We start from the raw sequence: 26,854 nt of genomic DNA on the forward strand, positions 1-26,854 counted from the left end.
TCAGGATTTATAAGTTCAACAAACATAGCATAAATACCATAATATATATGCTTCTCTAAAATTTTAGTTCTTAATGAGAATGTAGAATAATCTGGTACTTGATCAAGTTGAATTATAGACTGAAACACATGGTCTTGCTTTATACGGTATTCAAGCTCTCTTAAACTGAAAATACTACTTTTAACGCCATATAATATACATGCAACTATTTGTTCGTCTGAATACTTACGTGGTCGCCCTTTGGTACTTTTAATATTCGAATTTAACTGATCAGATTTAGTTAATTCCAACTTACTACCAGAAAGTTACTTTTTCTATCTAGTGCACAAACATAGTAAATAGATAATATTAATCACTAAAATAATAAAATACTCAATTTATATACAATTGAGTATTTTACCATATTGAACTTATATATATTGCAATTTAATTTGTACATTTTAATCTTATGCTGGTACTTTACTTACTAAAATTTTAAATGTAGCTTTACTATTACAATATATATACTATTTACTTTTATATACATCTATAACATTTTCAGTTTTATAATGACCGTAGTACCAAGTATTTGTATAAGAAGTTGTTTTAAAATTCAAAGAATCAGCAAGTTTAGTTTCTACTCCATCCTTTGTCTTCCATAAACTAAATGTATCGCCATCTTTTCTTACAAATAATATTTGATTTTCTGATATATATTTTGGCATGAAATCAAATGATTTATTATTTGTAATTTGAGTTATTTCTTTTGTTTCAGTGTTTACTTGATAAATATAGTGTGGTTCACTTTCCCATGCTTTTAAATTTTGTGAATTATTAATATCTTTTAATATCTGAGCTGAAGAATACAAAATATTTTTACCATCATCAGAATAACATGGTGTCATGGATACTTGATTTTCTGGAATTAGACTTGTAAATTTATTAGCTTTGATATCGAAGATTCCTAATGTCTTATTGCTATACATTTCTCTATATTCACCATTGTTAACAGCAACTATGTTGCTATCCACTGGATTTTGAGAAATATTATCTTTATATGCTAATGCAATCATATTATTATTTTCTATAAATTTATTGTTTAAAAGATCATATACTGCGAATTCTGTCATATCAGCTGACATCGAACCAGAATTAGGTTTATTCCATATATACATATATCTATCGTCACTTGAGATCCTCTCAACATTAGGTCTTGACCCAATATATTCAAATAACTCAGATACTGTATACTGCTCTCCAATCTCTTTATTATTTCCTTCTTTACCTTCTAAAATAACCTTTTCTTCTTTAGTATCTAAGTCATAGCTAATTATACCTATTGATTTAATAGTTTTTCCTCTGTCTGTAGTAGTTTCTAGCACTTTATTAGCATATACTTTACTCTTACTATCGCAATTAATATTGAAATAATCGTACTCATTGCTTATAATATCTACTAACTTTTCAGTATTGGTATTATATATGGACACACCCGCATTTTTAGCAGAACAAATTAAGTTTCCTGAGTTATTCCAGTCATACGATTCTACATTTTTACATACTTCAATTACCCCACGAGTATCTATATTGCAAATATATAAATCATCTTCTTTAGTATAAGCAACATATAATCCATCTTTAGATATTTTCGGCAATTTAATTTTTTCATTTTTATCAAGAAGAATTGGGGTATTTTCTTTTAATTCAGACATATATAACCCATCATTTAATACAAATACTGCAAATTCTGCTCCTTTAGCACTTTTTGCTGTATCACTATTACTAGCAAATACAGTTTTTGAAGCAAGCAAACTAGTAGATGTAAAAATCATGGTTACCATAAGTGAAATACAAACAATTATTTTTTTCGACTTCTTAAAAAACATTATATTCTTCAATCGTGTCTCAATCTCCTTCCTACTTTTACAGACTGATGCCCCTAGACTTAGGGATCTACTCTGGGAATATTCTATTAACTCTAATATAATTTCTCCATAATACTTTCTTTTTGATTTATCCATATTCTTTATAAGTTGTTCATCTAAAGACAGCTCACAAATTATATTTATCCTATTTCTGATAATATAAACAATAGGATTAAACCAATTGATTATATTTGCTAAAAGTGCTACTGCCTTCACCCATAAATCTTTACGTTTAAAATGAATCAATTCATGATCCAGTATTATTTCAAGCTTGTCCAGATTGTGGTCGATCTTAGGAATTGTGATAGTAGGTGTTAATATTCCTGTAATCATTGGACTTTTAATGCCACCACATTCTTTTGGAATTATCTTCCTATATATATTTAATTTTTTCTTACATTTTTCAAAAACATCAATTATCGATTCATCCTCAATTATATTACTTATACTTTTAAGTTTTTTATAAAAAGAAATATATACGTAAGTCTCCTTAATTACTAGTATGAGTACACCTAATATCCATAAATAAAGCAGCATATCTCTATTCATTATTTTTTGCACCATACTTGTCTGTTTTAAATCTACTTGACTTTGACTTACAGGCTTAAGAGTGCCATCCCCTTGCAAAACCTTTATCTCATCACTTTTATCATTTTTCTTCAGCATCTTTTCATAGTTTTGCTGTGCTACCGTATTCGTATCCTGCATTGATAAATAATTCTTATGTTCCAATATTTGAGGCAGTTTAACAAAACTCCCAATAGGTATAATAAAAATTAAAAGCGTTATAAATAGCATATAATAATTCCAAGTAGCACTAAAAGTTTTCTTAGTAAATGGCTTAAATAAACAAAGTATTAAAAACATAAAACTGCCTGCTAGTGACATTTGCAGAATCGAATTTAGAATCTCCATATCTCTATACCTCTTTGAGCCATTCTTTCAATTCTGCTATATCCTTATTGCTTATTTTCTTATTATTAAACAATGTTGCCATAAAGTTTTTAACCGATCCTTTATGCATATCTTCTAAGAAATTATCAGTTTGAATAGCTCTATATTCTTCTTCGGTAATTTTAGGAAAATAATTATTTAACTTTCCTACTTTAGTTACACTCAAAATCCCCTTTTCAGTTAATCTTGATATCAGCGTCATTATTGTTGTTACCTTCCATGAATTTTCTTTTGGAAGCTCGTCTAGAATCTCAGCTGTAGTAATTTGATCATTTTTTTTCCATATTATTTTCATTATCTCCATTTCAGCGTCCGATATCTTCCCTAATTTCATATTTAATCATCTCCTCTACGTAATTCTACAAGGTGTAGTATTTATATTTTTATACTACGCCTTGTAGAATTAAGTGTCAATATATTCCTAGAAATTTTCAATAAAAACTTATTAGCATATATATGTTACAATTGAACTTCTCCATTTTGGTTTTAACTAAGCATTCACTTTACTAGAAATCATAAATATAGTTTTAAAGTTGGATATCTATATTCAAACTAAGAGTACACAAAAATAAGCTATTAAAACATTTAATGCAGAGCTGTTCTCCTTTTGCTTGTCCTAACCTAATGAAATTAAGAACATGCGTCAGAAGATGCAACCCTGCATTATTGCTTTCAAATGGTTTTTTCATAAATCTACCAAATAAACATATATTAAATTTAGCTTATAATAATCCTTGCTTTTCTACTTTACTTTCCATTTATATCTTGTTTCTAAAAATTCCCCTTGTCTATCATAACCTTTTATATTATATCCCATTCTGTTATATCCTTGCCTGTCATATCCTCCACTATTATATCCTTCTTTATCATATCCATATTTATCGTACCCGTCTATATTGTAGCCTTCTGTATTAAAATATGTGCCATTTTTATGAACTCCTTTTTTATCAAAACCCTCTTCATTAAATTTTGTACCGTTTTTATGAATTCCTTTTGAATCAAACCCATGTTCATCATATTTCTTTAACATATTAAAAAATAACATAAAGATTGCACCTCAATTTTGATTTATTATCTATATACTTATTTAAGCGGACAAAAAATGACCGACCTTAATAAAAAGGTCGGTTGCACTATTAACTCATCGAATATAAAGTGCCCAAATAAATATTCGAATCACAGTTTCCTTATATACATAATACTTCTATTTCATGATTATTCTAACATGGAATTAATTACAAATCAATTAATAAATAGTAAATAAAGATAATATTTTAAAATTTTAACATATATACGATGCATTTTACAATTCACAATTACTGCTAAAATTCTTGTAATATTTTTAGAATTATAATAAAGGATTATTTTTGCAATATATATAAGCTATTAAGCATTATTGACTAAATCATAATAATACCTAATAGCTCATTTATTCAATATATATTTATTTATGTGTTCCTATATCACTTCTACAATATGCCCCTTCAAAAGTCACATGTTTAATATTTTCGTAAGCGTCTTTTCTAGCTTCTTCTAGCGTTTTTCCAAGGCCAATAACTGATAGCACTCTTCCACCGTTAGTCTTTAAAACTCCATCTTCTGCCTTAGCCCCTGCTAAGAATACTTTATCTTTAACTTTTTCATCAATTGTTATTTCGTATCCTTTAACAAAATCTCCTGGATATCCTTTAGATGCTAAAACAACATTTATGCAGACACCGTTATTCCACTTAATTTCAGTTTTATCTAGTTCTTCTCTTAATGCTGCCTCAATAACTTCTACTAAGTCACTTTCCATTAGATAAAGAACTGATTGTGTTTCAGGATCTCCCATTCTTACGTTATACTCAAGAAGATAAGTTCCTTTATCAGTAATCATGATACCGAAGAAGATTATTCCTTTATAATCAAAGCCTTCTTCTCTAATACCAGTTAGAGTCTTAGCCATAATATTTTCTTCAAAATCCTTCATCACATCTCCTGTCACATAAGGATTTGGAGCTAATACACCCATTCCACCTGTGTTTGGTCCTTTGCCTCCATCAAATATCTGCTTATGGTCTTTACCTGATATGAACGGAATTATTGTCTTTCCATCAGTGATAGATAGAATTGATGCTTCAACACCTTCTAGGAATTCTTCAATTACTATTTTTTGACCTGCTCCATTGAAGATATCATCTACCATATAAGATTTTACTGCGTCTATTGCTTCTTCTTTAGTTTCACATATAGCAACGCCTTTTCCTGCCGCAAGACCATCCGCTTTAACTACTGTTGGATAAGGACAGACTTCTAAATATTTAAGCGCTTCATTTACATCCGTAAATGTTTCATATTCTGCAGTCTTAACACCGTACTTTTTCATAAATTCTTTAGAAAAGCTTTTACTTCCTTCAAGCATTGCTCCATTTTCAGCTGGTCCAAATATCTTTAATCCTTCTGTTTTAAACTTATTAACAATTCCCTTTGTTAAAGGATCTTCTGGCCCAACTATTGTAAGATCAATAATTTCTTCTTTAGCAAATGCAATCAATTCATCAATATCAGTTATATTTATATTTTCGCATTTATTTTCAATTGCAGTTCCGCCGTTACCTGGAGCCACAAATATTTTTTCAACTTTTTCACTTTTTGCAAGTTTCCAAGCCAAAGCATGTTCTCTACCACCCGAACCAATTAAAAGAAGTTTCATTTACATACCTCCAATAGAACTTATTCCTTAATCATCCATTTATTTTAATGTTTAAAATGTCTATATCCTGTAAACACCATTGCTATTCCATGTTCATTACAAGCATCTATTGATTTTTGATCATTCATTGAACCACCTGGCTGAATTATAGCCTTGATACCACTTTTAGCTGCTTCGTCAACTACATCTCTAAATGGAAAGTATGCATCTGATGCAAGGATTGTAGCTCCTTTTCCTCTCTTTAAAGCGTCTTCTGTTGGCCAGATTCTATTAACTTGACCTCCGCCAATTCCAAGTGCAATTCCATTATGAGCAACAACTATAGCATTTGATTTAACATATTTAACTACTTTCATTCCAAATAATAAATCATTCATTTCTTCATCAGTTGGTTTCTTTTCAGTTACAACTTTAATTTCTTCTACTAATTTATTATCTTCCTCTTGAACAAGCATTGCCCCATCAACTGTAACCATATATTTATCTGCCTTTGGAGTGTTATGGAATTTAAGAACTCTTAAGTTCTTTTTAGTCTTTAAAACTTCTAAAGCCTCTTCATCATATTCTGGTGCAGCTATAACTTCTAAGAAAATTTTAACCATTTCTTCTGCTGTTTTCTTATCTACTTTTCTATTAAATCCAATGATTCCACCAAATATTGAAGTTGGATCTACTTCATATGCCTTCATATAAGCTTCATAAGAATCTTTTCCAATTGCAACACCACAAGGTGTATTATGTTTTAATGCACAACAGGCTGGTTCATCAAATTCATTAGCGCATTTCCAAGCTATATCAACGTCTTTAAAGTTATTATAAGATAATTCCTTACCATTTAATGTTTCAAAAGTATTCATAGCTCCATCAAGCATTGTTGATGCATAAACAGCTGCAGTTTGATGTGAATTTTCACCATATCTAAGACCTTGCATCTTCTTATATGAAACTGAAAGATATTCTGGATATTCTTCTTCATCATCAGCTAACAAGAAGTTTGAAATAGCCCCATCATAAGCACTCATAAGATTAAATACTTTACCAGCCAATTTCTTCTTAGTCTTATAAGAAGTTTCACCATTTGTTTCAATCTCTTCCATAACAACTTTATAGTCATTTTTATCAGAAATTACCACAACATCTTGGAAATTTTTAGCTGCTGCTCTAAGCATTGTAGGTCCGCCAATATCTATAAATTCAACCTTTTCTTCAAATTCTAAATCTTCTTTGACTTTCTCAAAGAATGGATATAGATTTACAACTACATAATCTATAGTATGAATATTTCTTCCTTTTAATGTATTCATATGTTCTTCATTGTCTCTTATAGCTAATATTCCAGCATGAACTAATGGATGAAGTGTTTTAACTCTTCCATCTAACATTTCAGGAAAATCCGTAACTTCATTGATTTCAATTACATTTAATCCATTTTCCTTCAAATATTTATAAGTTCCACCTGTTGATACAATTTCAACATCTTTAGATACTAAAAATTTAGCAAAATCTAAAACTCCCTCTTTATCAAATACGCTTATTAAAGCTCTCTTTTTCACGAAAAGGCCTCCTTTATTCTTCTATCTTGACTCTACCATCAATTACTTTGATTTTATTTTCGCTAATTAACTTAATTGCCTTAGGTAATATTTCGTGTTCTTTTTCTAAAATCCTCTTTTGAAGAGTTTCCGCATCATCTTCAAAGTAAACTGGTACAACTTCTTGAAGAAGTATGGCACCACCATCAACTTCAGAATTTACAAAATGAACTGTACATCCTGAGAATCTTACACCACTTTTAATTACGGCTTCATGAACCTTTAATCCGTACATTCCAGGTCCACAAAAAGATGGAATTAAAGATGGATGAATGTTTATAATTCTATTATCAAATTCTTTTAATATTTCCCCATCTAAAATCGCCAAAAATCCTGCAAGAACTATTAAATCAACCTTCCCCTTTGTTAATTCTAAGATCTTGTTAGAGGATTCTTCACCATACTCACGCCTAGTAACAACAAAAGTATCTATATTATGCTTTTTTGCCCTCTCTAAAGCATAAATATTATCACGGCTTCCTATAACCATCTCTATCTTAACATTCATATAGTTACTTTCCACCGCATCTATTACCGATTGTAGGTCTGTTCCGCCCCCTGAAACCAAGACCGCTATTTTAAACAAATACCTTCACCCCCAGATGTTACGTATCCTATTTCATAAGCTTTTTCTCCCATTTCTACTAAAGCCTTTATAATAGGTTCCACATCTTCATCTTTAACAGCAAGAACAAACCCTATTCCCATGTTAAAAGTGTTATACATATGCTCCTTGTCTACACCTTTTTCAACGATTCTTTCAAATATAGCTGGAAGTGGATATGAATCTTTGTTAATTACAGCTGTGAAGTCTCCACCATTGAACATTCTTGGAACATTTTCTATAAATCCACCACCTGTAACGTGAGCCATACCTTTAATTTCATAGCTTTCTAACAATTTAAGTACTGGTTTTACATAAATCTTAGTTGGTGTAATTAATGTTTTCCATACTTCTTCACCATTAAATTCTTCATTTAAATCTGGGAATATTTTTCTGATTAATGAATATCCATTAGAATGTATTCCAGAAGAAGCTATACCAATCAACTTATCTCCATCTTTAATATTGCTTCCATTAATAATCTTATCTTTATCAGCTATACCAACTGCAAATCCGGCCATATCATATTCTCCATCTGAATAGAATCCAGGCATTTCAGCTGTTTCTCCACCAATTAAGGCACAGTCAGAATCAACACATCCATCTGATATACCTTTAACTAAATCTGCTGCAACTTCAGCTTCAAGCTTCCCACAAGCTATATAATCTAAGAAAAATAATGGTTTTGCCCCATGACATAAAATATCATTTACGCACATAGCTACGCAGTCAATACCAACTGTATCGTACTTCTTGTTCTTAAATGCGATTTCTAGTTTAGTTCCTACTCCATCAGTTCCAGAAACTAAAACTGGTTTTTCATAGCCTGATGGTAATTCAACCATTCCAGCAAAACTTCCAAGACCATTTAAAACATATTGACTCATAGTTCTTGCTGCGTATTCTTTTATAAGCTTAACTGACTTATATCCTTCTTCTATGTTAACTCCCGCTTCTTTGTAAGTAATCATTTATTAACTCCACCTTTCAAAATGCTATTAGACATATTCAAAAAACAATAGATGAATTTGCCTTAAATATCTATATCTCTTTCTCTACTGGTGTTGCAACTGGGTAAACTCCATTAAAGCATCCCATACAAAATTCTTCTCTATCACCGCAGCTCTTATAAACGCCTTCTTCACTTAGATATCCTAAATAATCTGCTCCAATCATATCTCTAATCTCTTCTATAGTATTATTAGCAGCAACAAGCTCACTTCTATAAGGTGTATCTATTCCAAAATAACATGGATATTTAACACTTGGTGATGCTAGTAAGAAACTAACTTCTTTTACACCTACACGTCTAAGTGATTCAACTAAATGCTTTGACGTAGTGCCTCTTACTACCGAGTCATCAATAAGTATAACTCTTTTTCCCTCTAAGTTTGATTTTAGTGGATTTAACTTTACTGCAACTGCTCTTTCTCTTATTTCTTGAGATGGCGATATAAAAGTTCTTCCAACATATCTATTTTTAATAAATCCAGTATCATAAGGTATACCAGAAGCCTTTGCATAACCGATAGCCGCTGGTATTCCTGAGTCTGGAACTGCTATAACAACATCTGCATCTAATGGATGCTCTTTATATAACTGTTCTCCTGCTTTAACTCTTGTTGTGTGAACTTCAAGACCATCAATTCTTGAGTCTGGTCTAGCAAAATAAATATATTCAAAAGCACATGTCTGACATTTAGTATTTTCAGAATATCTGTATGATTGTATTCCTTCACTATCTATTATAACTATTTCTCCTGGTTCTATATCCCTTACAAATTCAGCACCTATTGCATCTAAAGCGCAGCTTTCTGAAGTTAGAATGTAACCTTCTTCAATTTTCCCCAACGAAAGTGGTCTAATTCCATGTGGATCTCTAGCCCCAATTAATCTATCCTTTGACATAATAGTTAATGCAAATGAACCTCTAACAGCTGACATAGCATCAACTACTGCTTTTGCAAAACCTTTTTTTGCACTTCTTGCTATAAGACATGCAATTACTTCAGAATCTGTTGTAGTATGGAAGATTTGTCCTCCATCTTCAAGTAATTCTTTTATTACATCTGCATTTACTAAAGTTCCGTTATGAGCCATAGCTATTGGTCCCATTTTTGATGAAACTAGTATTGGCTGAGCATTTTCAATACCTTTTCCCCCAGCAGTTGAATATCTTACATGACCTATAGCTATATGACCTTTTAGCTTTTGTAAATCTTCCTGCTTAAATGCTTCAGTGATTAAACCTAATCCTTTATGTATGTCAATTTTTTCACCATCTGCTACTGCAATTCCAGCACTTTCCTGCCCTCTATGTTGAAGAGCATAAAGTCCATAGTAAGTCATTGATGCTACATCTATTGGATTATTAGTATATACTCCAAATACCCCACACTCATCCTTAAATTTATCATTACTTGGATCCATTATTAATTCAAAATTCGGATTACTCATCTACACAATCCTTTCACTAATCTATTTTTAGAAAACTTAAAATACATGAGAACTAATGCACAATTAAGGATGAAATTTCTTTTGACTTCTAAATCACATAATTCATCAAACTTCATCAGAGAGATGAGAATTCAAAATAACACTCAAGACTTAATGTACGAATTCTCAACCTTCTTCTGTGAACTTAGTTCCCTCATTGTGCATTACTAATTGCATTTTAATATAAATTTTATAATAAATCTTATTCTAAATATACTACTTAGAAATTCTCTTTAATATTTCAACGTAAGCATCTTTAACATTACCTAAGTCTCTTCTAAATCTATCTTTATCTAATTTTTCTCCTGTTGTTGCATCCCAAAATCTGCAAGTGTCTGGTGAGATTTCATCTGCTAAAACTATTGTTCCATCAGCACATCTACCAAATTCAACTTTAAAGTCAATTAAGTTTATGTTTTGTTCTTTGAATACAGCTTTAAGTGTATCATTAATCTTTGCTGTCATATCATAGATTACTTTTAATTCTTCAAAAGTAGTTGCACCGATTCCAACTGCATGATAATCATTTATTAACGGATCTCCTAATGAGTCATCTTTATATGATAATTCAAATACAGTAGTCTTAAGCTTAAATCCTTCTTCAAGACCTAATCTCTTAGCCATGCTTCCTGCTGCAACATTTCTCACTATTACTTCAAGTGGAACTATTTCAACCTTTTTACATAATTGTTCTCTATCATTTAGTTTCTCTATAAAATGAGTTTTAACTCCTGCTTTTTCTAATATTTCAAACAACACTGAAGTTATAGCATTATTCATTATACCTTTATCTTCGATTTGGCCTTTCTTTTCTCCATTGAATGCTGTTGCATCATCTTTGTAGTATACAATTACTTCGTCAGCCTTATCTGTTGCGTAAATTTTCTTTGCTTTTCCTTCATACATCATTTCTAATTTTTCCATTATAGTTCTACCCCTTCCGCATTTTCCTCAATGAATTTTTTCTTCATATTTAATCTGAATTCTTTTAATTTATTTTTTAATTCATCATTATTAACTGATAACATTTGAACTGCTAACATTCCTGCATTGTAGCTGTTATTTATACCAACAGTTGCAACTGGGATTGATTTTGGCATTTGTACTATAGAATATAATGCATCAACACCTTCAAGAGCTGCCTTAACTGGAACTCCTATTACAGGAAGTATTGTCTTTGATGCTATTACTCCTGGTAAATGTGCTGCAAGACCTGCTCCAGCTATAATAACTTGACATCCTTGAGCTTGAATTTCTTCTAATGTTTCTTCTAATTTTTCTGGTACTCTATGAGCTGAAAGTATAAAAGCTTTATATTCTACTCCAAATTCCTTTAAAGCATTTGCCGCTCCCCTCATAACCTCGGTGTCTGATTTACTTCCAAAAAATATTGCTACCTGCATTTTTAAGCCTCCTGTTTTTGTAATGTTCCTATTAATACATTTATATATTTTTCTTAAGGGCTGCACCCCGCATTACAACTATAAATATTTACATATTTATATATTTATCTATTTACATATCTTCATATTTATCTTTTTAAATATATACACACTTAACTTTTTACATATATTCCTAGGTAAATTTATATATATCAACATATTTTTATTGATATATATTTAAGTTATAAAATCCTTAATTGTGCTTAATCTGTTCCTTATTGTGCTCCACACTCTTTTCATATGTGTATATTCTTATATTCTGGGCATTTTATCATTCTAGCTAATAAGACGCCCAGAAATTTACTTAATCAACCTTCAAGAACAAATACTTTTTAAAGGAAACTCGACTCGCATATGCTCGCTGAGTAAGTGATTCACACAAAATCATTTTTAAAGGAGGTTAACGCCTTAGGGCGTTAACTAAGTTCGAGGACCCAAATCGTAGATTTGGACTCTCACTTATTTACTTAAAGTAATTTACTCCTGCTTTGAAGATCTTTTGATCAAAGTCTCCTGGGATATTTCTATATAAATCTGTTCCTATTCTTTCACTATGTGCCATCTTACCTAAGACTCTTCCATCTGGACTTGTTATGCCTTCTATTCCGTACATTGATCCATTTGGATTAAACGGCATATTTAATGATACATTTCCATCAAAATCAACATATTGAGTTGCCACCTGACCATTGGCAATTAATTCTTTAATTAAGCTTTCTGGTGCAACAAATCTTCCTTCACCATGAGAGATTGCAACTGAATGTATGTCTCCCACATTAACTTCACTGAACCAAGGTGATTTATTTGAAACAACCTTTGTACTTATAATCGAAGACATATGTCTGTTTATATTGTTGTAAGTCAGTGTTGCCATATCTTCTTTAATATCAACTATTTCGCCATATGGTACTAATCCTAATTTAATTAACGCTTGGAAGCCGTTACAAATACCAAGTGCTAATCCATCTCTATTTTTAAGTAATTCCATTACGCTATTGCTTATCTTTTCATTTCTAAGAGCATTGGCAATGAATTTACCTGAACCATCTGGTTCATCCCCTGCTGAGAAGCCTCCTGGAATCATAAGAATTTGAGCAGTACTTATTTCTTTTGCAAGTCTTTCAATAGATTCATTAAGTGCTTCTTTAGTAATATTTCTAAATACTACTTGAGTAACTTCTGCCCCTTCTTTTTCAAATGCTCTAGCACAGTCATATTCACAGTTGTTTCCTGGGAATACTGGAATTACAACCTTTGGCTTAGCTACTTTAATTGCTGGAGAAAGTGTTGATTTTTTATCATATAAAATTGTTTCTACATTTCCTTCTACATCTTCAGTTTTAATTTTAAATACTGAGCTTAATTTTTCCTCGTAAGTTTTTTCTAAAGCTTCTATATCTAAATTCAAATCATATTCCTTAGAAATTATAACTGCTGAACTTATTGTCTTACCAACTTCTTTATATAAACACTCTTTGAATTCTTCTTCTACATTAACACCATTCTTAACTTCTAGTACTATAGTTCCATAGTTAAATCCAAATAACTCATCCTTTGTTAAGTTTTCAATTTCTGCACCAATTCTATTTCCAAGTGTCATTTTAGTAACAGTTTCTGAAACTCCACCATACTTAACAGCAGATGCTGAAATTACTTTTCCGCTTTGAATTAAGTTATATAGTACATCTAAGTTCTTCTTAAGCTTTTCGACATTTATAGTTCCATCTTCTAGCTTTTCAGTTTGAAGTAAAACTAAACTTGATCCTGCTTCTTTAAATTCTGGTGATATTATATTTCTAGCTTTTTCTACTCCTACAGCAAATGATACTAATGTTGGAGGTACATCTAAATCTCCAAAACTTCCTGACATAGAATCTTTACCACCGATTGCTGCTGTTTCAAATGCCATTTGAGCTTCATAAGCACCAAGCAATGCTGCAAATGGTTTGCCCCATCTTGAAGCTTCTATCCCTAATCTTTCAAAATATTCTTGGAATGTAAGTCTAGCTTTTCTGTAATCTCCACCCATAGCTGCAAGCTTTGACATACTTTCAATTACTGCATAGTATGCCATGTGATACGGGCTCCAAGTACCAAGTTCAGGATTAAATCCAAATGTCATTAATGTAGCATCTGAACTCTCTCCATCAAGAACTGGAATTTTAGCAGCCATTCCTTCTGCTGGAGTTTTTGCATACTTACCACCAAATGGCATAAGTACTGTTCCATGTCCTATTGTTGCATCAAATCTTTCTGACAATCCTTGCTTTGATGATACGTTTAATTTCCTTAAATTATTTATCCATTCTTCTTTAACATCAATGTCTGCTACTGTATATGGATAATCAACTGGAGCTTTAACCGTAACATTTGTCTTTTGAGTAGCACCATTTGTATCTAAGAAAGTTCTCTTTAAATCTACTATATTCTTACCTCTCCAGAATAATCTAAGTCTGTCTGTATCAGTAACATGTGCAACTAAATTAGCTTCCAAGTTTTCATCGTTTGAAAGTCTTATAAATTCATCTGCATCTTCTTTTGTAACAACTACTGCCATTCTTTCTTGTGATTCTGAAACCGCAAGTTCTGTTCCATCTAGACCTTCATATTTCTTTGGAACCTTGTCTAAATCTATATCTAAACCTCTGCAAAGTTCTCCAATTGCAACTGAAACTCCACCAGCACCAAAGTCATTACATCTTTTAATCATCTTAGCTGCTTTTGAATTTCTAAATAATCTTTGAAGCTTTCTTTCAGTAGGTGCATTTCCTTTTTGAACTTCTGCTCCACATTCATTAAGTGAATCTACTGTATGTTCCTTAGATGAACCTGTAGCTCCCCCAACACCGTCTCTTCCAGTTCTACCACCAAGTAAGATAATAACATCTCCTAAAGCTGGTTCTTCTCTTACTACATTTTCTTTAGGTGCTGCTGCAATTACTGCCCCAACTTCCATTCTCTTAGCTGCATAATTTGGATGATATACTTCTTCAACTTGACCTGTTGCTAGACCAATTTGATTTCCATAAGAACTATATCCATGGGCTGCCCCAAGTGTTATTTTTCTTTGAGGAAGTTTTCCTTCCAATGTATCTTCAATTGGCACTGTTGGATCTGCTGCCCCTGTAACTCTCATTGCTTGATATACATAAGTTCTTCCTGATAGAGGATCTCTTATAGCTCCACCAAGACATGTTGCTGCTCCCCCAAAAGGTTCAATTTCTGTTGGATGATTATGTGTTTCATTCTTAAACATTACTAAATAATCTTCCATACCCTTTTCAGTTTCAATCTTCACATTGATTGAACAAGCATTTATTTCTTCGGAAATATCTAAATCTTCAAGTTTTCCTCTTTTTCTAAGTTCTTTCATAGCAATTACAGCCATGTCCATAAGAGTTTTATTTTTTTCTTTCTCTCCATAAACGTATGCTCTAGATTTTATATATCCTTCATAACTTGCTTTTATTGGCGCTGTATATTTATTATCTTCAATTTGGACATCTTCTAAGATAGTTGAGAATGTTGTATGTCTACAATGATCTGACCAGTATGTATCTATAACTTTAATTTCAGTTATACTTGGATCTCTTTTCTCTCCTTTGAAATAATCTTGAATCATAAGAAGATCATCAATACTCATAGCTAAACCTTGTCCACTATGAAATTCTTTTAATTGATCCAATGTCTTGCTGGTAAATCCATCTAAGATTTGTACATCTTTAGGTATGCTTGAAAGTGATGATAAATCTTTGCTATTTATATCTACTTCCCTTGAATCGACTGGGTTTATATAATATTTCTTAATTTTTTCAATATCATCTTTTGAAAGGTTTCCTTTTAATAATACTACTTTAGCTGATTTTATTTCAACCTTGTCTTCTGCTGTTAATAGAGCTAGACATTCTGAAGCTGAATCTGCTCTTTGATCGTATTGACCTGGCAAATATTCTACACCAAAAGCTACTTCTCCTTCATTCATTGGTAATTCTGATTCGTAAACTACATCTACTGTTGCTTCAGAAAAAATTGTATGTAAGGCCTTATTATAATATTCCTCAGGTATATCTGATATGATATATTTATTAACAAGTCTTACGTCTTCCAATCTAGTTACTCCTAAGTTATCTCTAAAATCATTTAGTAAACTTTGAGCTTCTACATTAAACCCTTTTTTCTTTTCAACGAATACGCTTCTAATATTTAACATTTTAATTCCTCCAAAAAATATTATGAGATTTAGCCTTATCCCTACATCTTCGTAATGGCGAATGTTTTCCGATAACACTCTACTAACTTTCGTATCGATACCATAAGATTATCATTTAACACGTATGTTGTCAACTCATTTTATGTTAAAATTTCATTTAATTTGCTTTTTTACGAATTATTAATTTACTCTTTCTTTTTATAATTCGTATTGTATATATTTTTATGTATTATAGAGCATTTTTTCTTTTTTAAATTATGCATATTTGTATGTTCTAAAATATTGATTTTAATATGTATACTGAAATTAAATTTATACATTTCACTTCTAATTCAAGCACTTAGCTTGCTAAACTTGTAAATATAGATTTATTACTTAAACATATATACTTAGAACAAAATCGCAGGCGACTGTGGAGCCGGAGATTTTTTCACGCATCTGCCTTTTCGAACGCATGTGAGAAAAATCTGGCAGGCGAACATAATTGTTTTTTTATTCTTTTTTAAGCCATTTAACTTTAGTAGAATAGCTAATTGCAAAAGTTATTCACAGATTTGACTTGATTATAATTTCCTAAAGAATAAAAAAGACGCAGATAATTATAGTGTTCTATTCATCCTATAATTATCCACGTCTAAATTTTTTCTATTTTTAACAAAAACAAAGCTCCAGGCGACTCTACTGCCAGAGATTTTTTACGCATCTTATTTCTTAATCGTATGTAAAAAAATCTAGCAGTTGAATATATTTTCATCTATATACAACGACATTCATAAAGCCTGATACAACAAAACCTTCAGCATTTTAAAACTCTGTAATTCTCTGCACAAAAAAATAAAGAGCCATAAGATTTCTCTTATGGCCCAACAGTTTACTATCTGTCGAAGTTTCTGTTGTTTCTTTGTTGCTTTCTAGCTCTTCTACAATCAGGACATCTAACTGGATCGTTGTCAAATCCTTTTTCTTTGTAGAATTCTTGTTCTCCTGTTGTGAAAACAAATTCCTTTCCACAATCTTTACATACTAAAGTTCTATCTTCCATTATAAAAATCCTCCCTTTTTCCAAAGATTATAACCTGATACCTAGACCCAATCTCTGAAACAGAGGCGAATGTACAGTATTGATTAAATCTTGAATTATCTTACATTCTTATAATACCACACTTTGCCACATATTTCAACACTAATTCGTGCAATTAAATTATCAAATTTAAACCTTCTCAATTTATAATATATCAAAACTTATATTCTTAAATATATAATTTGTTAAAAAGAATGAGTTTTAATCCAACCTCATTCTTGATATAGCTAGTCTTCTTCAAACATCAGACCCTCTTGCAATTTTCCAGCATCCATTGATACTATTCTATCTGCCACTTTTTTAGCAAAATCCATATCATGAGTTATAATCATCATACTCATGCCTTTTTCACTTAAACGCTTTATCAAATTTGCAACTTCTCCAGTTAATCCTGGATCTAGTGCAGAAGTTGGTTCATCAAAGCACATTATTTTAGGTTCAAGTACTAGCGCTCTTCCAATAGCAACTCTCTGTTTTTGGCCACCAGATAATTCAAATGGATAGTTATTTTTCTTTCCTAACAAATCTAAGAAACCTAAAGTTTCTTCTGCTTTCTTTATTGCTTCTTCTTTTGACCACCCTAAAACCTTTTGAGGTGCTTCAATAAGATTTTCTAAAACACTCATATGAGGAAATAAGTTAAAATTTTGAAATACTAATCCTATATCTTTTCTTATTTCTTTTAGTTTATTTTTATCAACGTACTTTCCATTTTTACATAAAACTTTCCCGTTAACTTCTATATCGCCTTCATCACAATGTTCCAATTCATTTACACATCTAAGTAATGTGGTTTTTCCGCCACCTGAATTTCCAACGATAACTAATATTTCACCTTTTTTTATATGAAGATTAACACCTTTTAAAACTTCTGTATTCCCGAATCTTTTTTTTAAATTACTTACTTTAAGCATATAATCTCCTCCACACTATTTATAATAGTCATACTTATCTTCAATTTTCTTTAACACTTGACTGAAAATTGCTATTACTACTAAGTAAACAGCACCTACTATTAAAAGAGGTAACAATGACACATCTCTATTAGCAGCAGTTTTACCTATCTTTAGTAACTCATCCATACCAACTACATAAACTAGCGATGTATCCTTGACTAAAGTTGTTATTTCATTTGCAACTGGCGGCATTACTGTTTTAAATGCTTGTGGAAGTATTATTCTAAAAAATGTTTGTCTCGAACTTAACCCTAAAACTTTAGCCCCTTCAACTTGTCCATTGTCTATAGACTCTATCCCTGCTCTAAATATTTCTCCAAAATAAGCTCCATAATTTAAAGTAAATGCTAAAATTGCTGCTGGAAATCTATCAAAGCTAATTCCTACTAGCGGAAGTCCAAAGAAAATCACAATAATTTGTAATAACAGAGGAGTACCTCTCATTATAAGAATATATATTCCACTTATTTGCTTAAGTATTAGAGATTTAGATGTCCTCATTACAGCGACTATTACTCCTAATGGAATAGATAATACTAAAGTAAGTACAAAAATTTCTAATGTGACTTTTAATCCCTCTAATACTTGAGGCATTATCTCTAAAATATAACTCAAAGTTATTTCCTCCTCTTTATTTTCAAATTATTTATATACGTAAAAGAATCTGCTTTGCAGACTGTGTGTTTCTAATACTTCTAAAAGTTATCTATAGATTGTCCAATAATATAATCTCCTAAAGAATAAAAAAGTGGCCAGCCCACATTCCAATCAAATGTTAATAAAAAACAATTAAGAGTGATGGATGAAATCACTTTTAAATTTCCAAAAAGAAATTCTTTTATAATTTCATCCCTTATTATTCACCATCAGTATTTATATTTCTAACTAGTTAATTTAGTAAATTTTATTTATAATATTAACTTCATAAAATTCTAATAACTTAAGTTTGTAATTATCTAATTAACACTATTTAAGGATTATATCTTTTTCAAACCATTTCTTTGATATTTCTGCTGCAGTTCCATCAGAAATAACTTCATCTAAAGCTTTGTTAAAAGCTTCTACAAATTTAGTATCACCTTTTTTAATTCCAACACCGTACTCTTCACTTCCAAAATTCTCAGTTAAGATTTTATATTTCTCTTCTCCTCTTGCTTTCATATAATATCTTGCTAAAATCTCGTCTACAACAATTGCATCTAATCTCTTTGCTTCTAAGTCCATTAATGCTGCATTATTATCTTCAAATGTAACAAGCTTTCCGCCATCAAAAGATTTTTCAATATCACCAGCTGCTTCAACTGCATCTACTGCTGTTGATCCGTTTTGAGCACCAACTTTTTTACCTGCTAAATCACTTTTAGATTTAATATTAGAATCTGCTAATGTTACTATAACTTGAGTGTTACTTAAATATGGCTTTGAAAATTCAACCTTTTCTTTTCTTTCATCAGTAATTGAATATCCATTCCATATTAAATCTATATTACCGTTGTTAAGCTCAGTTTCTTTCATACTCCAATCAATTGACTGAAATTTAACCTTTTTATTAAGTTTTTTACCTACTGCATTTGCTAAATCAACATCAAATCCAACTATTTCTCCGTTCTCATCCTTAAATCCCATTGGAACAAAAGTATCATCTAGGCCTATTACTAATTCATCCTTATCTAATGCACTTTTTGCTGCCTTTGATTCTGATGATTTATTAGCATTCCCACCACATGCAACCAAGCTTACTCCCAATGTAGCTATGATAGCAACTACTGTTATTTTTTTTATTAAATTATTTATTTTCATATGTACTAACCCCCTACATCACTTTCTATTTATCACTTTATCATACTAAAGCAAAAGAATCAAGTATTTTTTATATTCTAAATTATAACAGGTATAATGACTGCTATATTATGCTCATTACACCCGCAAAAACTTAGAACTATGAATTTTTATCTAGTTGTCGCTATTCTATCTATCGCTCTTTCAAGATTATTCATGTGTGATGTAAATTCATCTACTGTATCTGTCACTTGCTTTTTATCAATTGGATCCTTAAATGTATCTGCTCTATCTTTCGCGTCATCAACATTATCTTTAATTTCATCTAATTTATCAGATATATCATCAAATTTATTTTTAATATCTTCACTTTTCCCTTCAAAATCTGCATTATTGATCTCATCGGTCAATTCATCTGCTTTATCATTTAATTCTTTCATTACTCTTGTAGTATCACTATCTATTTCATTAGCTTTATCAGAAACTTCCTTAGGGCTCGACTTTAATTTATCCATTAACTCCTTCATCTTGTCTGATTCAAATACTTCATTAACCTTATCTGCAGATGGCTTTTCATCTGTATTTTCTTTTGTTTCAAGTATATAATCGTCTTTAAGATTACAACCAATTAAAGAAAAAGAAAGTATTAATAAAAGTACTAAACTCATTATATTTTTCTTTTTCATTCTTTCACCTCAATTTATTTTTATACTACATAGTCTATATTAATATTTTTTCGTTAATCTTTCAATAATGAAATTAAGGTACAATCAAAAAATAACTCCCATATCTATACCTAAAGTGTATTTTTTAACTTAGATAATAATCTTTTTTTATATTTTATACTTGCCACTTCACTTATATCTGCTAGCAATCTATAATTTGATATCCCACCATACACTCCTACTATAGGTATACCTTGAATAACTTTTGATACAACTATATTTTCAGATAGACATTTTGAAGCTGATTCAATTAATTCGTTTATATCAATATTAAGACCATGCTTATTTTCAATATTATACGCAATTCTATCTGCTTCATTTGAATATAGAATTTTTTCATCTGTTTTTATAGAACTTGCACAAATTATATTTAATATAAATGCCTTTTCATCCTTAGATTTATAATCAAATCCATAATTTACACAAATCTCATACACAGTTTTTAGTATTACTCCAATAAATACAGGTATGTCCGGTATTCCAATTCCTAGTATACCGAGTAATGTCCCTTCAGCCGCTGTGATTCCTTTATTTATAAGCACACCTTTTTTCACTCTTTTATCTATTCTGCTTAAATTTTTGTTATTCATCTGCTTAGATAAAATATACTCATCTATATCTGCTTCACTTTTAATTTTCTCTGAATTATAACTTTTTTCTATTACTGCAGTACCTTTTTCAAAAACATAATAGAAGCCCTTTTCAAATGCTTTCTCAAAAGTTTCTATCATATTTTTCGGTATCTTTTCCTCTAATTGCTCTTTTACAGGTAGTATCTTGTTTTTTATATATTCATTTTCTTTTTTATAAAAGAACTTTTCTTCTCTTTTTATTAACTTTTTCATTTGACTATTTAATATTCTTTCTTTTCTTTTATCCCTATAATCCATGCGCAGCTATACCGAATCCCTTCTATAAATAATAAATTACTGTATTTAATTAACCTACTTATATAATATAATAATTGAACCAAAAACGGTATCTCAAACATAATTAATTGATTTACCAAAAATCATATATATTAATATGTAAAAGTTCGAGCAAATAAATTAAAATCTGTACGCTCTCCCTTGGTTCTCTACTTAAAGGAAACTCGACTCACTTTCGTTCGCTGAGTACTCACAGAGTAAGCGACCATCATCAAATCATAGATTCGAGATGTCTGCTTAACTGATTCACACAAAATCAAAGATTTTGGTTCACTACTTAAAAGAGAGCAATTTACTTGCTCTCTTAATTTATATTTATTTTTTTGCTGATGCTGATGATTTAAGCATATCCGCAATTGCAGCTATACTTCCAAGAGATGATAAAGTCTCATTTGGTAGTATAAGTTTGTTTGCTGGGCTGTTAGCCATTTCTTTAAGTGCTTCAACTTGCTTTAATGCTATAACAGTTTCATTTGTTCCAGACTCAATAATAGCTTTATTTACTTTTCTTATAGCTTCTGACTCTGCAATAGCTATTTGTTCTATAGCCTTTGCCTTACCTTCTGCTTCTAATAATTGAGATTCTTTTAAACCTTCTGCTCTTCTTATATTAGCCTGCTTTTCTGCTTCTGCAGATAATATTTTAGCTTGCTTTTCTCCTTCAGCCTTTTCTATTTGAGATTGTCTCAATCCTTCAGCTTGAAGAATCATAGCTCTCTTATCTCTTTCAGCTCTCATTTGTTTTTCCATTGCTTGTTGAATTTCAGCTGGTGGAACTATATTTTTAATTTCAACTGAAAGTATTTTTATTCCATAAGCATCAGTAACTTCATCAATAATGCTTAAAAGATCTTGATTTATAGCATCTCTTCCTGATAAAATCTCATCCAAAGTCATGTTACCTAATATATTTCTCATATTAGTTGTAGCTGAATATACAATACCTGATTGATAGCTTTCAATATTATAAACTGCATCCCTTGCATTTAATACCTTATAAAATATAACATTGTCTACTAATATTTTAACATTATCTTTAGTTATAACCGATTGAGGTTCAACATCCAAAATTTGTTGTTTTGTAGAAACCCTTCTTCTAACAAAATCCACAAATGGTACAATAAAATGTAAACCTGGCTCCAACACTCTTTGGAATTGTCCAAATCTTTCTACAACATATAAATATCCTGTATTTACAACCTTAATTGATGATATAACTACTATTAATATTAATAGTAACATAACTCCTAAAATTATAATAACACTCATAACCTAGTCCTCCTGAACCTTTTTAATTTTTAATTTTATTCCTTCTATTCCTGTGATAATAAACTCATCCCCTTTGTGAATCATATCGCCTTCATTTACTACAGTCCAATATTCTCCACCAACTTTTACTTGGGCTTTATCGCTAATCTCTTTTTCGCTTATCATAACTTTTCCTACATATGTTTCTTCCATAAGTGGTATTCTTTCGTTTATTACTTTAAATTTCTTCTTGAGTAACGGGTATCCAATTGCAAATGATATTATGTTCAGTACAGAAAATACTATTATTTGAATTATAAATGGTACTTCCATCACCCCGCACACTGCAGCTGCGACAGCACCCACTGAGAATAATGTAAAACAAAAATTACTAGTTAATATATCTATCGCAAATACACATATAGCTATAATTAACCAAAAAACTGCCGCCCCCATACAATTTCCCTCCTTAAAAACATTACAATATTAGTTCTAAGATTTACTGTCCAATTTTTACATACATACTGGAATTTGTAATCTTATTTTATATTATACAGTATATTTATAAATATATCAAGATATTTATTAACTCAAAAAGAGTTATTTTATACCTTTTATCTTCTTTTGATTTCACAAACATGTTAGTATATAATTATTAGGATATGTTTATGTTTACTAAGCAAAATATACTTAAAACATATTTAATTATATTATAACTATATTTTGTTAAACCGATAAAAAACTTAAATTTTATAATTGCAAGGAGTGATTAAATGGATTTTATAAAGGTCGCAGCTGCTTGCTCTAAAACTAGAGTTGCAGATGTTGATTATAATGTTAAAAATATTTTACAGTGCATAGATGATGCAGTAAAAAACGAAAGTAAATTTATAGTTTTTCCAGAACTTTGCTTAACTGCTTATACTTGTGGAGATCTGTTTTTACAAGAATACTTGATAAACAAAGCTTTAGATGGAATTTTTGAAATATTAGAATCTACTAAAGACTATGATACTTTAATTGCTGTAGGTGCTCCACTTCTCTGTGGAAGTAGTTTATACAATTGTGCCTTTTTATTGTTTAAAGGAAAGGTTTTAGGAATAGTTCCTAAATCATATCTTCCAAATTACAGTGAATTCTACGAAAAAAGATGGTTTACTGAAGGTCTTTCAGTTGAGGATGAAAGAGTAGATTTACCATTTCAAAAAGATGTTCCTTTTGGAGTAAACTTAATTTTTTCATCAAGCATCGCAAACTTTGGAGTTGAAATTTGTGAAGACTTGTGGGTAACAATTCCACCAAGCTCTTATCTTTCTCTTATGGGTGCTCATATAATTGGAAACCTTTCTGCATCAAATGAGCTTGTTAGTAAGATGGATTATAGAAAAAGCCTAATATCAAATCAAAGTGCTAGGTCAATCTGCAGCTATATATATTCTTCTGCTGGTGTTCATGAATCCACTACGGATGTATTATTTAGCGGGCATTTATTAATAAGTGAAAATGGTTCATTATTAAAAGAAAATGACAGATTTCAAAGAGAAAACGAAGTAATATATTCTATAGTTGATGTATTCAAATTAAAGTCTGAAAGAATGAAAAATTTGAGTTTTAGAGATTCATCTAAGTTTATCAATAAGAAACCTAGCACAATTAAATTTGAATTTAGTGGTGTTTCAATAAGTACATTTGATAGATTCGTAGATAAACATCCATTTGTACCTTCTTACGAAAAAGAAAGAGAAGTTCGCTGCAAAGAAATATTTAATATTCAAGCTGCTGGCTTAGCAAAGAGATTAGAACATACAAGCTCAAAAAAAGCAATAGTTGGAATTTCAGGGGGATTAGATTCCACACTAGCCTTACTTGTAATAGTAAAGACTTTTGAATTACTTGGTATTGATAAAAAAAATATAGTAACCATTACTATGCCTGGTTTCGGTACTACTGATAGGACTTACAATAATGCTATTAATTTATGTAAGGAATTAGGTACAGACCTTAGGGAAATAAATATAGTTAAAGCATCTCTTCAACATTTCGAGGATATTGGTCATGATAAAGACATTCATGATGTAACTTACGAAAATGTTCAAGCAAGAGAAAGAACTCAAATTTTAATGGATATTGCTAATAAAGAAAGAGGACTTTTAATAGGTACTGGTGATTTATCAGAGCTTGCTCTTGGCTGGTGTACATATAATGGAGATCATATGTCAATGTATTCTGTGAATCCATCTATTCCAAAGACTCTTGTAAGATATTTGGTTCAATATGTAGCTCAACATGAATCTACCGAAGTTGTACAGGATATTCTTATGGATATATTAGACACACCTGTCAGCCCTGAATTATTACCTAAGGATGCTAACGGTGAAATCGCTCAAAAAACAGAAGATATTGTAGGTCCTTATGAACTTCATGATTTCTTCTTATATCACTTCATTAAACATGGCTCAACTAAAGAGAGAATATTCTTTTTAGCTAAGGCTGCTTTTAAGGATGATTACTCTGGCGAAGAAATACAAAAATGGCTTGATAAATTCATTTTTAGATTCTTTACTCAACAATTTAAAAGAAGTGCTCTTCCTGATGGACCTAAAGTCGGAAGTATTTCTTTAAGTCCTAGAGGTGACTGGCGTATGCCATCAGATGCTAAGCCTTGGGAATAGCTAGCTGAAATCATAAATATTTTTGTTCCGAAAAACTATGAAAATATCGCTGAAGGCTCTAAGTTGCAAGTTGCGCCCAATTCAGCATGCTCCCGCTTTCAGCGTGACAAGCTAAATTTGAACAACTTACAACTAGGAGCCTTTAACAGCTCATTTTCAAATGTTTTCTACACAAAAATATATATGATTTCTAGTTAAGATATTCACTTAAAAGTTGGTAAATGTACAAAATCTCTATATAGTTGTGTTTAATAATTTCTTAATTGTGCTTTACACTTTTTTAACTGCGAAAAGATCTTAATTGCACTTCGTGCTCTTTTTATAGGTGCGTACTTTTTTCAAATGTGTGGAATTTTTTTTTGGATAGTGCTAAAATAGATGTTATTAAATAACAATAATAAACAATGGCAATAAGCCTTATAGATTTGGAGGAATATAAAATGGGGAAAAAAGCTGATATAGACTGGGGTAAATTAGGATTTGATTACATAAAAACAGATCTTCGTTATATTTCAGTTTGGAAAGATGGAAAATGGGATGAAGGAAAACTTGTTGAAGACAATATGCTTAGTATAAGTGAAGCTTCTACGGTTATTCACTATGGCCAAAGTTGTTTTGAAGGACTTAAGGCATATACAACAAAAGAAGGCAAAATCCAATTATTTAGACCTGACTTAAATGCAGATCGTATGAATGAAAGCTGTGATAAACTTCTTATGCCACATATTCCAAAAGAAAAATTTATCGATGCAGTTAAACAAGTCGTAAAGGCAAATGAAAAATATGTACCACCTTATGGAAGTGGTGCAACATTATATATTAGACCATATTTAATGGGGGTTGGTAACAATATTGGTGTTAAACCTGCTCCAGAATATATTTTCGGTGTATTTTGTATACCAGTAGGACCTTATTTTAAAGATGGTGTATCTCCTTGCAATTATATAGTTTTAGATGACTTTGATAGAGCTGCTCCTCATGGTACTGGCGGAAATAAAGTTGGTGGTAACTATGCCGCTTCATTACAAGCTCATGCTGAAGCTGTAAAAAAAGGATTTGCTGATTGTATTTACCTAGATCCAGCTACTCATACAAAGATAGAAGAAATAGGTGCTGCAAACTTCTTTGGAATAACTAAAAATGATGAATTCGTTACTCCTAAATCACCATCCATTTTGCCAAGTATAACAAAGAGATCTCTTCTTTACATTGCTGAACATTATTTAAAAATGCCTGTTTATGAAAGAGAAGTATTTATTGATGAAATAGATCAATTTAAAGAGGCTGGTGCTTGCGGTACTGCTGCAGTAATAACTCCTATTGGTGGAATTCAACATAACGATAAATTACATGTATTCTTTAGCGAAACTGAAGTTGGTCCTATAACACAAAAATTATATGACTTACTTTTAGGAATTCAACTTGGTGATGTTGAAGCTCCAGAAGGCTGGATATACGAAGTAGAATAATACTTATATAATAAAGTTAAAAATAGTATGAACTTGCTAAAAGTTCATACTATTTTTTTATACTCTAATTCAGTTCCATTTTATCAAAATAACTCCCT

22 protein-coding genes and 1 riboswitch are annotated in these 26,854 nt (G+C 30.8%); of the genes, 2 read left to right on the top strand and 20 right to left on the bottom strand.

Annotated elements, in window-relative coordinates; genetic code table 11:
- From T483_RS28625 to T483_RS0101780, 20 genes are all read right to left on the bottom strand, one after another.
- On the bottom strand, positions 1-290 hold a 290-nt coding region (locus T483_RS28625; RefSeq protein WP_035789943.1), incomplete at its 3' end, for a transposase.
- Positions 291-506: 216 nt separating this feature from the next.
- Positions 507-2,819, bottom strand: coding sequence for a M56 family metallopeptidase (locus T483_RS0101690; protein WP_026885257.1), 2,313 nt, complete (start codon positions 2,817-2,819; stop codon positions 507-509).
- 4 nt (positions 2,820-2,823) lie between these two features.
- Positions 2,824-3,192, bottom strand: a complete 369-nt coding sequence (locus tag T483_RS0101695; RefSeq protein ID WP_026885258.1) for a BlaI/MecI/CopY family transcriptional regulator — start codon at positions 3,190-3,192, stop codon at positions 2,824-2,826.
- Between the two features lie 408 nt (positions 3,193-3,600).
- Positions 3,601-3,903: a hypothetical protein gene (locus T483_RS0101700; protein WP_026885259.1), complete on the bottom strand. Its 303-nt coding sequence runs from the start codon at positions 3,901-3,903 to the stop codon at positions 3,601-3,603.
- 68 nt (positions 3,904-3,971) lie between these two features.
- Positions 3,972-4,054, bottom strand: a riboswitch (cyclic di-GMP riboswitch).
- 248 nt (positions 4,055-4,302) lie between these two features.
- On the bottom strand, positions 4,303-5,553 hold the full coding sequence (gene purD, locus T483_RS0101705; protein WP_026885260.1) for a phosphoribosylamine--glycine ligase: 1,251 nt from the start codon (positions 5,551-5,553) through the stop codon (positions 4,303-4,305).
- Positions 5,554-5,597: 44 nt separating this feature from the next.
- The gene (gene purH, locus T483_RS0101710) at positions 5,598-7,106 is read right to left on the bottom strand and encodes a bifunctional phosphoribosylaminoimidazolecarboxamide formyltransferase/IMP cyclohydrolase (RefSeq protein ID WP_026885261.1); all 1,509 of its coding nucleotides are present in this window, start codon (positions 7,104-7,106) and stop codon (positions 5,598-5,600) included.
- A 13-nt stretch (positions 7,107-7,119) separates the two neighbouring features.
- Positions 7,120-7,731, bottom strand: a complete 612-nt coding sequence (gene purN / locus T483_RS0101715; protein ID WP_026885262.1) for a phosphoribosylglycinamide formyltransferase — start codon at positions 7,729-7,731, stop codon at positions 7,120-7,122.
- Positions 7,719-8,720: a phosphoribosylformylglycinamidine cyclo-ligase gene (gene purM, locus T483_RS0101720; protein ID WP_026885263.1), complete on the bottom strand. Its 1,002-nt coding sequence runs from the start codon at positions 8,718-8,720 to the stop codon at positions 7,719-7,721. The genes purN and purM overlap by 13 nt, the downstream gene beginning before the upstream one ends.
- A 70-nt stretch (positions 8,721-8,790) precedes the next feature.
- Positions 8,791-10,206, bottom strand: coding sequence for an amidophosphoribosyltransferase (purF, locus tag T483_RS0101725; protein WP_026885264.1), 1,416 nt, complete (start codon positions 10,204-10,206; stop codon positions 8,791-8,793).
- 255 nt (positions 10,207-10,461) lie between these two features.
- Complete coding sequence (gene purC / locus T483_RS0101730) at positions 10,462-11,169, bottom strand: phosphoribosylaminoimidazolesuccinocarboxamide synthase (protein ID WP_023973458.1); 708 nt, start codon at positions 11,167-11,169, stop codon at positions 10,462-10,464.
- Complete coding sequence (gene purE / locus T483_RS0101735) at positions 11,169-11,648, bottom strand: 5-(carboxyamino)imidazole ribonucleotide mutase (RefSeq protein ID WP_017210869.1); 480 nt, start codon at positions 11,646-11,648, stop codon at positions 11,169-11,171. The genes purC and purE overlap by 1 nt, the downstream gene beginning before the upstream one ends.
- Positions 11,649-12,150: 502 nt before the next feature.
- Positions 12,151-15,897 (bottom strand): phosphoribosylformylglycinamidine synthase, encoded by a 3,747-nt coding sequence (locus tag T483_RS0101740; RefSeq protein ID WP_026885265.1) that lies wholly within the window; start codon positions 15,895-15,897, stop codon positions 12,151-12,153.
- 874 nt (positions 15,898-16,771) lie between these two features.
- Entirely contained in the window at positions 16,772-16,939 is a 168-nt protein-coding gene (locus T483_RS0101745; RefSeq protein WP_011968395.1) for a zinc-ribbon domain-containing protein, read from the bottom strand.
- Positions 16,940-17,205: 266 nt separating this feature from the next.
- Complete coding sequence (locus T483_RS0101750; RefSeq protein WP_026885266.1) at positions 17,206-17,892, bottom strand: amino acid ABC transporter ATP-binding protein; 687 nt, start codon at positions 17,890-17,892, stop codon at positions 17,206-17,208.
- Between the two features lie 15 nt (positions 17,893-17,907).
- Complete coding sequence (locus T483_RS0101755; RefSeq protein ID WP_026885267.1) at positions 17,908-18,549, bottom strand: amino acid ABC transporter permease; 642 nt, start codon at positions 18,547-18,549, stop codon at positions 17,908-17,910.
- 351 nt (positions 18,550-18,900) lie between these two features.
- Positions 18,901-19,734 (bottom strand): amino acid ABC transporter substrate-binding protein, encoded by an 834-nt coding sequence (locus T483_RS0101760; RefSeq protein WP_026885268.1) that lies wholly within the window; start codon positions 19,732-19,734, stop codon positions 18,901-18,903.
- A 149-nt stretch (positions 19,735-19,883) separates the two neighbouring features.
- Complete coding sequence (locus T483_RS0101765; RefSeq protein WP_026885269.1) at positions 19,884-20,399, bottom strand: hypothetical protein; 516 nt, start codon at positions 20,397-20,399, stop codon at positions 19,884-19,886.
- Between the two features lie 110 nt (positions 20,400-20,509).
- Positions 20,510-21,328 carry an EcsC family protein gene (locus tag T483_RS0101770; protein ID WP_026885270.1) on the bottom strand — a complete coding sequence of 273 codons (819 nt, stop codon included), beginning with the start codon at positions 21,326-21,328 and terminating at the stop codon, positions 20,510-20,512.
- Between the two features lie 354 nt (positions 21,329-21,682).
- Positions 21,683-22,636, bottom strand: a complete 954-nt coding sequence (locus tag T483_RS0101775) for an SPFH domain-containing protein (RefSeq protein ID WP_026885271.1) — start codon at positions 22,634-22,636, stop codon at positions 21,683-21,685.
- A 3-nt stretch (positions 22,637-22,639) separates the two neighbouring features.
- Positions 22,640-23,071, bottom strand: coding sequence for an NfeD family protein (locus T483_RS0101780; RefSeq protein WP_026885272.1), 432 nt, complete (start codon positions 23,069-23,071; stop codon positions 22,640-22,642).
- Between the two features lie 317 nt (positions 23,072-23,388).
- Here T483_RS0101780 and T483_RS0101785 point away from each other — a divergent pair, with 317 nt between their 5' ends.
- Together T483_RS0101785 and T483_RS0101790 are read left to right on the top strand one after the other, a co-directional pair.
- Positions 23,389-25,287, top strand: coding sequence for an NAD(+) synthase (locus tag T483_RS0101785; protein WP_026885273.1), 1,899 nt, complete (start codon positions 23,389-23,391; stop codon positions 25,285-25,287).
- Between the two features lie 440 nt (positions 25,288-25,727).
- Positions 25,728-26,756, top strand: coding sequence for a branched-chain amino acid aminotransferase (locus T483_RS0101790; RefSeq protein WP_011968386.1), 1,029 nt, complete (start codon positions 25,728-25,730; stop codon positions 26,754-26,756).
- Positions 26,757-26,854: the final 98 nt, after the last annotated feature.

This window comes from Clostridium beijerinckii HUN142 (assembly GCF_000621745.1).
In the GTDB taxonomy this organism is placed as follows: Bacteria; Bacillota; Clostridia; order Clostridiales; family Clostridiaceae; genus Clostridium; species Clostridium beijerinckii_A.